9 protein-coding genes and 1 pseudogene are annotated in these 13991 nt (G+C 72.8%); 1 reads left to right on the top strand and 9 read right to left on the bottom strand.

The annotated features are described in order from the left end of the window. Window positions 1-41: 41 nt before the first annotated feature. The 3 genes from O2W17_RS19210 to O2W17_RS19200 all read right to left on the bottom strand — a co-directional run bounded on the left by O2W17_RS19210 (window position 42) and on the right by O2W17_RS19200 (window position 8406). Window positions 42-2000: a 3-oxoacyl-ACP synthase III family protein gene (locus O2W17_RS19210; RefSeq protein WP_269194057.1), complete on the bottom strand. Its 1959-nt coding sequence runs from the start codon at window positions 1998-2000 to the stop codon at window positions 42-44. Window positions 2001-2023: 23 nt separating this feature from the next. Then, window positions 2024-7528, bottom strand: coding sequence for an ATP-binding protein (locus O2W17_RS19205; protein WP_269194056.1), 5505 nt, complete (start codon window positions 7526-7528; stop codon window positions 2024-2026). Window positions 7529-7590: 62 nt separating this feature from the next. Beyond that, window positions 7591-8406: a beta-ketoacyl-ACP reductase gene (locus O2W17_RS19200; protein ID WP_269194055.1), complete on the bottom strand. Its 816-nt coding sequence runs from the start codon at window positions 8404-8406 to the stop codon at window positions 7591-7593. Window positions 8407-8658: 252 nt separating this feature from the next. Here O2W17_RS19200 and glsA point away from each other — a divergent pair, with 252 nt between their 5' ends. Further along, window positions 8659-9606, top strand: coding sequence for a glutaminase A (gene glsA, locus O2W17_RS19195; protein WP_269194054.1), 948 nt, complete (start codon window positions 8659-8661; stop codon window positions 9604-9606). Here glsA and O2W17_RS19190 read toward each other — a convergent pair. The 6 genes and pseudogenes from O2W17_RS19190 to O2W17_RS19170 all read right to left on the bottom strand — a co-directional run bounded on the left by O2W17_RS19190 (window position 9595) and on the right by O2W17_RS19170 (window position 13982). Continuing rightward, window positions 9595-9840 carry a hypothetical protein gene (locus O2W17_RS19190; RefSeq protein ID WP_269194053.1) on the bottom strand — a complete coding sequence of 82 codons (246 nt, stop codon included), beginning with the start codon at window positions 9838-9840 and terminating at the stop codon, window positions 9595-9597. The genes glsA and O2W17_RS19190 overlap by 12 nt on opposite strands. Continuing rightward, entirely contained in the window at window positions 9837-10370 is a 534-nt protein-coding gene (locus O2W17_RS19185; RefSeq protein WP_269194052.1) for a hypothetical protein, read from the bottom strand. Before O2W17_RS19185 ends, O2W17_RS19190 begins: the two co-directional genes overlap by 4 nt. Before the next feature lie 267 nt (window positions 10371-10637). Next, window positions 10638-11579 (bottom strand): sugar phosphate isomerase/epimerase family protein, encoded by a 942-nt coding sequence (locus O2W17_RS19180; protein WP_269194051.1) that lies wholly within the window; start codon window positions 11577-11579, stop codon window positions 10638-10640. A gap of 367 nt (window positions 11580-11946) precedes the next feature. Next, window positions 11947-12039: pseudogene (locus O2W17_RS22320) on the bottom strand (putative quinol monooxygenase); the annotation flags it as partial. A 162-nt stretch (window positions 12040-12201) separates the two neighbouring features. Next, a complete protein-coding gene (locus O2W17_RS19175; RefSeq protein WP_269194050.1) occupies window positions 12202-13227 on the bottom strand; it encodes an NAD(P)-dependent alcohol dehydrogenase in 1026 nt (341 codons plus the stop codon). Beyond that, the gene (locus O2W17_RS19170; RefSeq protein ID WP_269194049.1) at window positions 13224-13982 is read right to left on the bottom strand and encodes an iron-sulfur cluster assembly protein; all 759 of its coding nucleotides are present in this window, start codon (window positions 13980-13982) and stop codon (window positions 13224-13226) included. Before O2W17_RS19170 ends, O2W17_RS19175 begins: the two co-directional genes overlap by 4 nt. Between the last annotated feature and the right edge of the window lie 9 nt (window positions 13983-13991).

Below are 13991 nucleotides of genomic sequence, written 5' to 3'. Positions count from 1 at the left end.
CACCCCGAGGGCTCAGGGGTGGGGAGGGACGGGGCACTTCCTCAGCCGAACGCCGTCTGCATCTCCTCCGACGCCGTGGCGCGCTCGGGGTGCGCGGGCACCTCCGCGTGAGCCTGTCCGGTCCCCCGCTCCCCCGGGCGCTGGACCGCGACCACCGCCGGGTCGACCCGCATCACCGCGTACCCGGCCACGGCGCCCGCGCCGAACCCCGGTGCGAAGACCCGCAGCGGTTCGGTGATCACACCGTCGCGCACCGCGTCGTGGATGGCCAGCGGGATGCTCGCCGACGACGTGTTGCCCACCTTCTCGATGTTGAAGTAGAGCTGGTCGGCGGTCAGCCCGGCACGCTCCGCCAGCTGGATCACCATCGTCTTGTTCGCCTGGTGCGGCACGATCAGGTCGATGGCGTCCAGCAGCGAGCCGTCCCGTCCCTCCGGCGCGGGCAGCTTCCCGAGCTCGTCGATCATCTGGGCCAGGTAGCGGCCGGCCAGCGCCTTCACCTGCGGGCCGAACACCGTGATGTTGTTGTCGAACTCGGGATTGGGCCAGAGGATCGAGTTCACCTCGCTGGCCGGGCCGCTGGCGTAGGTCTTCATGTACTCGATGTCGCCGTCGGCGCCGTCCGCGGCCGGGCCCACGATCAGCGCGGCCGCGCCGTCCCCGAAGATCATCCGCGAGGTGCGGACGTTGCCGATCTTGTCGGAGAACTTCTCGACGCACACCACCAGGACCGGTCGCTCGACCTCCTGGAGCATCCGGACGGCGTCCGCGACGCCGTAGGGCATGCCCGCGCAGGCGGCGATGATGTCGTAGGCGGCATAGACCTGGTGCATCCCGAGCTGCCCGCACAGGTACGTGGCCAGCGACGGGATGAGCCGCGAGCTGGTGCAGGTGCAGACCAGGACGCCGCCGATCTCCTCCGGCTGCCGCCCGGCCTTGTCCAGCGCCGCCTCGGCGGCCTGCAGGGCGAGCTCCTCCAGCGGCAGCGAGCTGTACTCGCGCTGCTCGATGCCGGTCTTGGCGGCGATCTCCTCGGCGCTCATCGGCGACCAGTTGTAGGCCGTGTTGCGGATCAGGTCGTCGTTGCTGCACACCTGGTCGCCGTGGACGGCTGCCAGCGCCTCGATCCGCGGCCGCACCGCGAACCGCCGCCGCACGTCGAGCTCCGGGTACGGCCGCACCGGCGGGCGGGACTCCCGGGGCCCGCCGACGTGCCGGGGCTCGGCTCCGGCCCGCAGGCGGCGCAGGAAGGCCCGCACCTCCTTGTCGCGCGGGTGGAAGGCGACCACGTAGTCGTCGTCCCGGAGGTCGCCGGCCTCGGCCAGCTCCACCTGCGACCGCTCCCAGGGGTACTGGTTGTGCAGCACCATGGCCCAGCGGTGCAGCGCCTCGAGCTCGGGGACGTCCTCGGAGACGTCGAGGATGTCGGTGTAGTCGTACACCGGGTAGTCGGGGTCGTAGCTCGGCAGCCGGAAGGTCAGGTTCCCCGGCTGCTGCAGGAACTCCGCGACGGTGGGCTTGAGGGCCGGCAGCGTCGACGCGTGGTGCCGGCGGTTGGCGAAGACGTCGAACAGGATGTCGAAGATGCGGTCCTCGCAGCCCTCGCTCCACTTCGCCGGCAGCTGCGGGAAGGCCTGCTGGACCCCGGTGACCTTGGCGTCGCCGTCCTCCCACGGCTGCAGGACCGGGAGGAAGACGTCCGGCCGGTTGCGCGGGACGTCGGCCCAGCGGGTCGGCCGCTTGTCGTACATCGTGATGGAGAAGCGGTTGGCCCAGAAGAGGTTCAGCGCGAGGTCTCGCATCAGGTCGTAACGGGTCCCGTAGGCGCCGGTCCGGACCCGCTCGAGGATCTCGGTGCCGCTCGGCGCCTTGGTCTCGAAGTCCCGGCGCACGACGCTGTCGAGCTGCTCCAGCGTCTCCATGGTGGAGAAGTCCAGCTCGGGCATGATGTTCGAGGGGAACACCATGCGGCCGTGCCGGTTCATGACGAAGGCGTTCATCGACGGGCCTCTCTCTCCTGGGATCAACGTCCGGCCGCGCGCTCCATCCCCCGCTCGACGGCGGCGATGAGACGCGGCCTCAGCTCGGCGGCCGGGATGATGTCGTGCACCGATCCGACACGGCGGGCTCGTTCGATGTCGTGGACCGCCTCGAAGCCGGCGCCCACCTCGCCCAGCTTCTCCGAGCGGACGGCGGCCCTCAGGGTGGCGAGCTCGACCCGCAGATGCGCCTGCTCGACGCCCTCGGCCGCGTTCATCGCGGCCTCCAGCTCCCGGACCCGCGGATCGGCAGCCGTCCGCTTGTCGACCTCCCGGGTGAACACCACGGCGGCCGCGGGAGCGCCACCGATCACCGAGGCGTACGAGCCCTCGACCGCCAGCACCTCCATGTTGTCGTTGAGGACGCCGGAGAAGACGACGAAGGCACCGCCGTGGTACCGGGAGACGACGCAGAAGACGATCGGGCCGTCGAAGTTGGTGATGGCGCGGCCGATCTCGGCGCCGTACTCCAGCTGCAGCTTGCGCAGCGACTCCGGTGACCCGTCGAAGCCGGAGAGGTTGGCCAGCACGACCAGCGGCCGGTTGCCGCTGGCCGCGTTGATCGCGCGGGCGGTCTTCCTCGACGAGTGCGGGAACAGGGTCCCCGACGTCCACTGGTCCGGGCCGTCCGCGGGGAAACTGCCGCGTCGCGGCATCGGCCGCGACTCGATGCCCAGGACCGAGACCGGGTGCCCGCCGAGGTGCGCGTCGTACACCACGACGGTGTCGGCGTCGGCCATGCCCGCCCACCGCTCGAGCACCGGGTGGTCCTGGTCGGTGACCGCGCGCATGACCGTGCGGATGTCGAACGGCTTCTTGCGCTCGGCGTTGGTCGCCGCGGAGAAGATGTCGCCCACGGTCGTGAACTCGCTGCCCGGGTGCCGGTGCGGGAAGGAGCGCACGTCCCGGTCGGCGGGGTCGTCGGTGTCGGCAGGACGAGGCCAGCGCTCACCCGGCGCGACGTAGGTGTGCTCGTAGTGCCGCATCAGCAGCTCGCCCGCGGCGGTCAGGTTCGGCGCCCAGTACTGCGCCTGCCCGTTGGGGCCCATGACCCGGTCGTAGCCGCCGATGCCGAAGTTGTCCTCGGCCGACACGCCTCCGGAGTAGTCCAGCGAGTGCTTGCCGGTGAGCACCATCGCGCTGTCGGGGGTCATGACCAGGATGCCCTTGGTGTGCATGAGCATCGTGGCCTCGGCGTTCCAGTACGGCTGGGCCCCGACGTTGATCCCCGCGACGACGACGTTGATCTCGCCGCCGCGCTGCGTGAACTCGATGATCCGGCGCAGGGCCCGGGCGACCCAGTCCATGTTCTCCGTGCCGCTGTCCATCGAGATGCGTGCGCCGGAGGACAGCGCGAACCACTCGACGGGGATGCCGCGCTCCTCGGCCAGGTCCAGCGCGGCGTTCACGCGGGCGCACTCGGGCTCGGCGACGGTGCCCAGCTGCTTGGTCGGGTCGCCGAACAGGGCCACCCGGGTCACACCCTCGGGGTAGCGCGTCGTCGGCGTGCTCACCACGCCGACGACGATGCCGGCGCGGTTCTGCCCGGCCGGCCGCTCCACGGGGACGAGCCGGCCGTCGTCGTCCAGGTCGTGCTCGACGAACGAGCCGCCGGGCCCGGCCAGCTGGGTGCTGAGCTCGTAGGGGTAGACGGCGCCCCGGGCACGGGAGCTGAGCACCTTCTCGGTGTAGTCGTCCAGCGGGCGCATGGGTTCGGTCGGCCGGTCCGTCAGCTGCATCTGGACGCCGGTGCCGGGCCGGTAGGAGAACCGCAGCGCCACCTCGCGGGGCGGCGCGCCCTCCTCCTCCTGCAGGCGGGCCAGCAGCACGATCTGCTCGATGCCGGCCCCCACCGTCAGCGGCGCGGCCGTCCGGGCGAAGGCCGCCACCTCCGCCAACGGCACCTCGATCGACGGCCAGGCGTAGAGGAACACCCGGTTGTGCTCGAGCGGCCGGCGCGACCGTCGGCGGGACTGCGCCCGGCGCAGGCTGTCGAGGCAGGCGGTGAGCTGCCGTTCCACCGTCGGGAACGCGACGATCTCGCCGGCGTCGTCCCGGAGGGGGGTCAGGTCGCGAACTGCGGCCATGGCGATGAACCGCTCGTCGTCCGGGTTCTCCTTCGAAGTGACGTGGAAGACGTAGGTGTCCTCGGCCGAGGGCACGCGCTCCCCGTCGAAGTTCTTCAGCCGCCACAGGTTGAGCCGCTGTCCCGTGAGCGGGTGCAGACCCCGGATGACCCGCTCCTCCGCCAGCCCGTCCCGGTCCGCCCCGTCCTGGGACGGCCGGAAGGTCACGGTCTCCACGTCGCCGTCCGGGGTGGAGACGGTGACCGTCACGCGGCGGACGGTCCGGAACACGGCGGTGCCGGCGATGACCTCCCGCAACTCGGCCGCCATGGCGTCGGCGTCGGCCGGGCGGTCCGGCCAGGAGAGGTAGAGGTCCACGAGGACGTGCGACGGGTCGGGGACGTCCGCGATCCGCTCCGCCACGGACCCGAGGGCCGTCGGCAGACCCGTCGCCTGCACCATCACCGAGATCAGCTGCAGCTGCGTCCCGTTCAGCTCGAAGCCGGCGGAGACGGCGGAGCGTCCGTCGAGCAGGAAGGACCGGACGTCCTGCAGGTCGCGACTGCGGTAGTAGCGGCGGGTCAGGACCTCGAGGACGGGATCGGGCTCGGCGGTGTCCCTCTCGAAGCGCTGCGCCAGGAGGCGGATCAGCGGCTCGGGGCTCGCGACGAGCGCCTCGATGCGCGCCATGTCGTCGCGGTCCTCGTCCCGCGCACCGGCGTCCACCTCGTCCAGCAGCCGTCGTGCCTCGTCGAGGACCTGCTGCCGCGCCTGGAGGACCACGGGCTCCTCGAAGTAGCGGTACCGGACGGCGCGGGCCAGATCGCCCACCGAGGGATAGCGCAGCTGCGTCGCGACCACGAGCCGGTCGAGCACCTCCCCCACCTGTGCCCGCGCCGGGCCGCTCGGCGGTTGCCCGGCCGTCAGCCAGCGGTCCAGCAGCGCCAGGACGGCGGGCAGCTGGTCGGCCGCCCGCTGCTGGGCGAGGAAGATCCGCTCGACCGCCTCCTCGAGCCGGGGGCCGGGCTCGAGGTCCCCGACCCCGTAGTGGAGCAGCGCCCGGGAGAGCCGGCTCCGGAAGCTCTCCGGGAGCGCCTCGCGCTCGACGTCGAGCGAGTGCAGGTAGGCATGGAAGTGCTCCCGCGGGCTGTGGACCTGTGCGTCGGCCTCCTCCTCCTCGCTGGCCGGCCGGTTCCGGGACAGTTCTGAGATGTCGGCGAAGGTGGTGAGGACGGCGAGCTCGCCGTCCAGCAGCTCGGCGTCGTCCACGGGGACTCCGGCACGGGCGCTGCCGTACTCGGCGACCAGCTGCTGGGCGTACCGGGCGCTGACGTCGTACCCGGTGATGAGCGCCTGCAGGGCCGCGAGCAGGGACAGGGCCGTGTCCCGGGGGCTGCGTGCCGGTGCGCCGTTCCCGGGGAACACCACGCGTTCCCCCGTCGCCTCCCCGGCGTCGTCGCCGGCCCGCTCGAGACTGAGCAGTGCTGCGCCCGCATCCACCTGCGAGTTGGCTGCCGTCAGCAGCTCGCGTACGCGGCCGGCGAACGGCGCCCGCACCGCGGTCTCCATCTTCATGCTCTCGAGGACGGCGACCGTCTGGCCCGCCTCGACCGCCTGTCCCGGCTGCACGCGCAGCGCGACGACCACCGAGGGTGCCGGGGCGCGCACCACTCCTCCGGCGTCCCGCGTGACGCGGTGCGAGACGCCGTCGACCTCGACCAGGTGCGAGCCGGGCGCCTCGACGGCCACGACCGAGAACCGCTGGTCGCCGACGGTCACCCGGCTCTCGAGCGCGCCGAGCCGGTCCACGTCCACGTCCACGTACCGGCCGTCCAGCTCGACGCGGTACCGGTCCTGGCTGATCTTCGCGACGGTGACCCGGTAGACCTGACCGCGGTACCCGAGCTCCAGCGTGCGGGCGACCTCGTGCCGGGAACGCGGGCGACCGCCCCGGGCCGAGGCGACGAATGCCGCCCGCTCGCGCTGCTCCTCGGCATCTGAGGCGTCGATCGCCACCTGTGCCAGGGCCACGTGCGCCGACGGCATGGCATCGGCCGCACCGGCGATCCCGGTGCGATCCAGCCAGCCGGTGTCCGCCGTCCCGGCGACGACCTCCGGCCGGTCCAGCAGATCGAGCAGGAACGACTTGGTCGTGGTTCCCCCTCGGAGCACCACGGTGGTCTCCCTGAGCGCGACGCGCAGGCGGGCCAGGGCTTCGGGGCGGTCCCGTCCCCACGCGATCACCTTGGCGATCATCGAGTCGTACTGCGGCGGGATCACGTCGCCGACCCCGATGCCGGTGTCCACCCGCACGCCCGGGCCCGTGGGCAGGCGCATCAACTCCACCCGGCCGGGCGCGGGGGCGAAGCCCTGCTCGGCGTCTTCGGCGTTGAGTCTGACCTCGACGGCGTGGCCGGACTCCGGAGGTGGCTCCGCCCCCAGCCGACCGCCGCCGGCCACGTGCAGCTGCAGCTTCACCAGGTCGAGCCCGGTGGTCTCCTCGGTCACGGGGTGCTCGACCTGCAACCGGGTGTTGACCTCGAGGAAGGTGAACAGCTCCTCGTCGGGCTGGTACAGGAACTCGACCGTGCCGGCACCGACGTAGCCGGCGGCCCGCACCAGGGCGGTCGCCGAGTCGCGCAGCGACCTGTCCTGCTCGGGCGTCAGGGCCGGCGAGCTCGACTCCTCCAGGACCTTCTGGTTGCGCCGTTGCACCGAGCAGTCGCGCACGCCTGGGGCCCACACCGTCCCGTGCTGGTCGGCGATGACCTGGACCTCGACGTGCCGGCCGCCCTCGACGAGGCGTTCCAGGAAGACGACGGGGTCACCGAAGGTGCGCTCCGCCTCCGCCTGCGTACGGCTGAGCGCCTCCCCCAGCTCGGTGGCGGACCGCACGATCCGGATGCCCCGCCCCCCACCACCGCTCCGGGACTTGACGATGAGCGGGTAGCCGATCGCGTCCGCGTGCCGGTGCCCGTCCTCGACGCCGTGCACGGGGCCGCCGCTCCAGGCCGCCACCGGCACGCCGGTCCGCTCCGCGAGCACCTTCGCCTCGATCTTGGCGCCGAGGAGCCGCATCGCCTCCGGCGGCGGCCCGATGAACACCACGCCGAGCTCGGCGCACAGCTCGGCGAATGCCGGATCCTCCGCGACGAAGCCCCAGCCGACCCAGGCGGCATCGGCGCGGGTCGTGCGCAGCGCGCGGGCCAGCTCGGCGTGGTCGAGGTACGCGTTCCCCGAACCGGTCTCGCGGAGCAGGACCGCCTCGTCGGCGGCGCGCACGAACGTCGCCCGGCGCTCGGCCTCGGTGTGGAGTGCGATGACACGGGTGGCGGTCCCGTGCTCCGCGTCGAGCTCGCGGACGGCGCGGATGAGCCGGACCGCCGGCTCACCCCGGTTGATCACGGCGATACGGCTGAACACCGGCGCTCCTCCTCCTCGCGATCGGTCCACGCCGACGGTCGTGTTCTCGCCACCTGCCCCCGCTACATGTCCAGACCGCCGTTGACGCCCCACACCTGGCCGGTGATGTACCCGGAGTCGTCCGCGGCGAGGAAGTGCACGACGCGGGCGACCTCCTCCGGCTCCCCGAGCCGGCCGAGCGGGATCTTCGCCTTGAGGCCGTCGAGCACCTTCTCGGGCACGGCATCGAGCATCTCGGTGGCGGTGTACCCGGGCGTCACGGCGTTGACGGTGATGCCCGGCCCGTCGGTCTTGCCCGAGCGCTTCAGCTGCATCGCCGCCTCGAGCGCCAGCGTCTTGGTCAGGCCCAGCAGTCCCGACTTGGCCGAGGCGTAGTTCGACTGCCCGATGCCGCCCGTCTCCCCGATCACCGAGGAGATCATCACGATCCGCCCGCTGCCCCGTTCGTGCATGTGCCGGAGCGCGGCCTGGGAGAGGTAGAAGGCACCCGACAGGTTGACGTCGATCACCCGGCGCCAGTCGTCGTCGTTCATCTTGAGGACCGTGCGGTCCACGGTGATGCCGGCGTTGTTGACCAGGATGTCGAGCCGGCCGTGCTGCTCGATGACCTCGGCGACGGTCCGGCGGCAGTCGTCGGGATTCGCGATGTCGCCCCGGTGCACGCTCATCTTGCTCTCCGGGTACGCGCCGGCGAAGTCCTGCGCGAACATCTCGGCCCGTTCCTGGTTACCGCTGTATCCGGCCGCGACGTCGGCACCCTGCTTGGCCAGGCTCCGGCAGATGGCCGCGCCGATCCCGCGGGTGCCGCCCGTCACGAAGGCCACCCTGCCGAGCAGCTTCTCCCCGGGCCTCGTCGAACGTTCCTGCGTAGCTGTCATGGCGTCCTCCCTGGGCGCGGCGCGCCTCACCGTGGCCCGCGGGGCTGGAGCAACGGCGGTTTGCCGCCTGGTGCCCCGACGCCGGGCACGCGCGCAGCATCCTGGGCGCGGCCGCCGACGTCAACGGAACCGCACCTGATCCGCGACGCCACCGTCCCGGTTCGCGACGAACGGTGACGCGTCCCCGGGTAGTACGTGTCACACCGGTCGGCGCGGGCGTGTCCGCACCCGGACGACGGGTAGCGGGGGTGGATGCCCTCGCCCACGCCGCCCTCCCCCGACGAGACCGCCGACCTCGAGGCGGTGCTCGCCGAGGTCGCCGACCGGACGCGGCACCTCGCCGAGGAGGGCGAGGTCGAGGAGCAGCCCGAGGAGCTGCCCTCGGCCGAGTCCGCGCGCTTCGGCCTGGCGCTCGCGGAGCTGGACGGGACCGAGCACGTGACCGGCGACGCCGACGTCGGATTCGCGGTCCAGAGCGTGGTGAAGGTCTTCGCGCTGACGGCCGCCCTCCAGCTGGTGGGCGAGGTCGTGTTCGACCGGGTGGGCCGTGAACCCTCCGGGGACCCGTTCAACTCGCTGATCCAGCTCGAGCACGAGAAGGGCGTGCCGCGGAACCCGTTCATCAACGCCGGGGCACTGGTCGTCTGCGACGTCCTGCTCGACGCGGCGGACGACCCGTTCGGTGCCGTCGCCGGCCTCCTCGCCGACCTGACCGGCGAGGAGGCGGCCGTGAACCGGACCGCGCTGGACGCCGAGCGGGAGGGCAGTTCCCTCAACCGCGCCATGGGCCACCTGATGAGCTCGTTCGGGAACGTGCACCACCCGGTCGACGAGGTCGTGGAGCTCTACGTCCGCCTCTGCTCCGTCACGGTGACCACGCGCACCCTCGCCCGCGCCGCCCGCTTCCTCGCCAACGACGGCGTCAACCCCCGGACCGGCGCGGCGGTGCTGTCCGAGCCCCTCGCCCGGCGGGTCAACGCCCTGATGCTGACCTGCGGCACCTACGACGCGGCCGGCCAGTTCGCCTACGACCTCGGGTTCCCGTGCAAGAGCGGGGTCGCGGGAGCGGTCATGGGTGACGTGACCGGGCGCTTCGGCGTCTGCGCGTGGTCGCCGCCGCTGGACGAGAAAGGCAACTCGCGAGCCGGACGGGCCGCGCTGCACCTGCTGTCGGAGCGGCTCGACCTGTCATTGCTGTGACCACCCCCGGTCGTCGGCGTGCCCGCCCGGGCCGTCCACCGCCGATCCGGCGCCGCGCTCGGCGGCGCTGACCCCGGCCACCGCGGCCCAGAGGGCGGTCAGCACCTGCAGGAGTGCCACGGGCCAGCGCTCCTCCCCCGCCGAGAGGCCTGCGTTGACCAGGAACACCGTGGCGGCCGTCCACCAGAACAGCGGCCGGTCGACGGCCGGGACGCGGGCGCGTGGGCTGTTCATGACCCGCTGCACGCGCCGGCGTACGTCCAGTCGTACCGGCCGCCGCAGGTCGCGCCGTAGTCCTCGTACACCGAGCCGAACGGCGAGAGCCAGTACAGGGCGTCGCAGCTGAGCGGGTCGCCGAGGTGGCACTCGTCGACCAGCCGATCCATCAGCGCCGTGCAGGCGTCGACCGACCCGGCGGCGCAGTCGCCGACCAGCGCGTCGATCTCGTCGCCGACGCTCACCCCGCCCAGCTGCCCCGCCACCCGGTCCGGGTCGGCCTGGACGGTGCCCACAGGGGCGGGCGCGGCGTCCTGGCCGAGCCCGCCGGAGGTGTTCCCGGAACCCTGGGCGAGGTAGATGCCCAGTCCGCCGCTCAGCGCGGTGATGACGGCCGCCACCGCGGTCAGGATGCCCGGCAGCGTCGTCAGGAACCCGCCGTGGTGGGCCGCCGGCGCCTCCTCGGCGGGAGCGCCGTAGCCGGGAGCGCCGTAGCCGGGAGCGCTGTAGCCGCGGGCGCCGTAGCCGGGCGGTGCATCGGATGTCATGTCGGTCCTCCGTCGGAGCCGCAGATCCCCGGGCGGCGGCCCGTGCGGCCGTGCCCGACGAGGTCCGATGTCCGGGCCTCGTCGGGAGGAGGCCGGGAGGAGGGCGCTGATACGTCGGCGGCGGGAGCAGCCGGCCCCGGCGTCCCGGTGCCGTCCTCCTGGCTCCGGACGGGGCGCGGCCGCGCAGGAGGGCAGGAGGGCAGCACGCACGAGGAGGCGGCCCCGGGGTCCGGGACCGCCTCCTACGGAGCGGGGTCGTGCTGCGGGTCAGTGCGACGTGCAGGTCAGGTAGGCGAACCCTTCACGCGCCGCCTGGAAGGGGTCGAACGACGGGTCACCGAAGCGCGGGTCGTGCTCGACCACGAAGTAGCGGGTGCTGCCGCCGGCCGCCCGGAAGATCGACGAGAAGTCGATGTCCCCGCGTCCGACGATCTCGATCCGCCGGTCCAGCTCCTCGTTGAGGTCCTTGACGTGGAACAGCCGGATCCGGTTGCCGTACTCCTGGATGACGTCGATCGGGTCGGCGCCCGCGAAGACGGCCCAGTACAGGTCGAGCTGCGACACGACGTGCCGCCGCTCGGTGTGCTGCATCAGGATGTCGAAGGCGGTGCGGTCACCGAAGGTGGTCTCGAACTCCCAGTTGTGGTTGTGGACCATCAGCCACTGCCCGGCCTTCCGGGCCTGCTCCCCGACGGTGTCGAGGTACTCGGCGTAGGCGATCCACTCCGCCTCGGTGGTGAACTGCGGGGTGCCACCGGAGCCGAAGTACTTCACGCCCAGGACCCGGTTCTCCTCGAGGATCTGCCCGATGTCGGCCGGCTCGGCGGGCATGCCGACGTCGACGTGCCGTCCCGAGGCCTTGAGCCGGTACTCGCGCAGCAGCGCCGCGTACTCCTCCGCCGTCATCCCGCTCAGGGTGAACGGCTCGACGTTCCGGTACCCCATCTCGCTGAGCCGGCGGAGTACCTCCTCGTGGCGGGCCTGGGTGGCCTCGTCGGTGCCGAAGCCGATGAACTCGGCGAAGGTCCACAGCTGGATGGAGACCGCCCTCGCCGGTACGGGCCGGTCGACGCAGTCGGAGCTGCCTCGCGCGTCGGCGGAGGGCGGAGCAGCGCTCGCCGTGCCGACGAGCCCGAGGAACAGGAGCGCGGACAGGGCAGCGACCAGGACGGCCCTCGGCGTGTGGCGCAGGTTTCTCGTCACCTTCATGGATCCCTCTCGAACGGAGACACGGCGCCCGTCGTCGATCGCCGATCGCCTCGCCCGTGCCGCCGCTGACGGCGGCCGCACGGGTGCCCGACCGCCGTGGGCGGATCCGCGTCTGTGCTGGCGGGTGTGAGCTGCGCCACGAAGCTAGCAAGACTTGCGCTCGCCTGGAAGCGGAAGTCCGCGACCCCGCGGCAGCTGTCCCACCGTTCCGGGGCGGGGGCTCCCACCCCGGGAACCGTCCTCAGGCGATCCGGCGCAGCCGGTCGATCCGCAGCCCGTCGTCGTCGAGCAGGTCGCCGATCATGCCGGCGAAGCGGGTCAGGTGCGGCATGGCCAGGTGCGCGTCGAGCGCCTCGCCCGACTCCCGGTTCTCGTAGAGGTAGCAGGTCCCGGGCTGCTCGACGGACTCGTGCAGGTCGTAGTTGACGAACCCCTCCTCCTGGCTGGTGGGCTCGACCAGTGCCGTGAGCTCGCGCCGCAGCTCGTCCTCCTTCCCGGCCGGGCGCGCATGTGCGCGATGACGGTCAGCAGGTCGGGGCGGTCGTCGGTCGGGGTGCTCACGCCGTCTCCTTCGTCGGCTCGGCGCACGGGTGGGCGGAGCGGTCGGACGGGGTCGGCCCGGTCACGGCACGAGGATGGCCCGGCCGCGGACCTTCCCGGCGTCGAGGTCGCGGATCGCGTCGACGGCCCGGTCGAGCGGGTACTGCTGGGTGTGCAGGGTGACCTTCCCCGCCTGCGCGAGCACCATCAGCTCGGCCAGGTCGGTGTAGGTGCCGACGATGTTGCCGACGATGTTCTTCTCGCCGGCGACGAACTCCAGCGTCGGGATCCGGAGCTCGCCGCCGTACCCGATGACGTAGAGCGACCCGGCCGGGCCGGTCATGCGCCAGCCGTCCATCTCCGCGCCCTGCTCGGCGACGAAGTCGAAGACGACGTCCGCGCCGCCGCCGGTCAGCTCCTGGACGGCCTGCACCTGGCTTCCGTCGGCGACCACGGTCTCGTCCGCGCCGATCTGCCGGGCCAGCTCCAGGGCGTCGGGGTTGCGGTCGACGACGACGATCCGGGTGCCCGACAGCGCGGCGAGGCACTGGACGCCGATGTGGCCGAGCCCGCCGGCGCCCTGGACGACGGCGGTGGTGCCCGGGTGCAGCAGCGGCAGGGCCTTGCGCACGGCGTGGTAGGCGGTGATGCCGGCGTCGGCCAGCGCGGCGACGTCGGCCGGGTCGGTGGACGGGTCGAGCTTCACGCAGGCGCGGGCGGTGGTGCGCAGGTACTCGGCCATGCCGCCGTCGTCGTTCGACAGGCCGGGGAAGAAGGCGTTCTCGCACTGCATGTCCCGGCCGGCACGGCAGGCCATGCACAGGCCGCAGCTGGGCTGGGGGTGCAGGATCACCGTGTCGCCGACCGCGACGTTCGTGACGCCCTCCCCGACCGCGTGCACCCAGCCGGCGTTCTCGTGCCCGATGACGTAGGGCAGGTCGGGGTTCTGCAGGTCGGCCCACTGTCCCTCGAGGATGTGCAGGTCGGTCCGGCAGACCCCGGCGCCACCGACCCGGACGATGACGTCGAGCGGACCCCGGAGCTGAGGTTCGGGGATGTCGTCGATCGTCGGGTCGGCGTGGTACTCGTGCACGCGGACGGCTCTCACGGGCGGGTTCCTTCCGGGACGGTGAGCGGGATGAGGGGGCGGTCCTCGGGGCGGGGTGCCTGATCGGCCCCCGACCCCGGGTAGCGGGTGCGGAGCAGGCCGCGGCAGAAGTGCGCGTTGCCGTCGACCGAGATGCGGACGGAGCGGGCCCGGCGCAGGACCACGGGCGCCTCCGCGGGGCTGGGGCGGGTGCCGTCGGGGTGCAGGAGCACCGGGGCGCCGTCGTCCACCGGCAGGCCGAGGGCCGCCCGGCGCCGCAGCAGCGCGTCGGTGGTCCGCTCCCCCGCCGGCAGGTCCCCGACGGTGAGCGCGGCGACGTCCACCGCGGGATCGGTGCGCAGCACGGCGGTGACCGCCCGCTCCATCGCCGCGGTGTGGGCCTTGCGGGAGAAGACCGCGCGGAGCTCGTCCAGCGAGTCCTCCGCCTCGTGCCCGAAGGTCCCGCGGTAGCCGGCCCCGGCGGCCAGTCCCCGGTTGATCAGGTCGGAGTCGTGGTGGTCGTCGAGCTGCACCACCACCCGCTCGACACCGGGGACGGCGGCCGCCGCGTCGTGGGCGTCCGACGCCATGAGGTAGGCGAAGTTGGGCGCGCAGAACGACGTCGGCAGCCTCAGGTGCACCTCGACGCGCGCCCCGTCCAGCGTCAGCGAGCGGACGAACCCGAGATCGGTGATCGGTTCGTCCAGCTCGGGATCGACGACGGTGGCCAGCGCCGCGCGGACCGCGGCGGTGAGGTCCGGGAGGACGGCTGTCACGGGTGCCTC

It is taken from the genome of Blastococcus sp. VKM Ac-2987, assembly GCF_026967805.1.
Classification (GTDB): Bacteria; Actinomycetota; Actinomycetes; order Mycobacteriales; family Geodermatophilaceae; genus Blastococcus.
The sequence above is the reverse complement of the archived record's forward strand: the minus strand, read 5'-3'. Positions and strand labels throughout refer to the sequence as shown.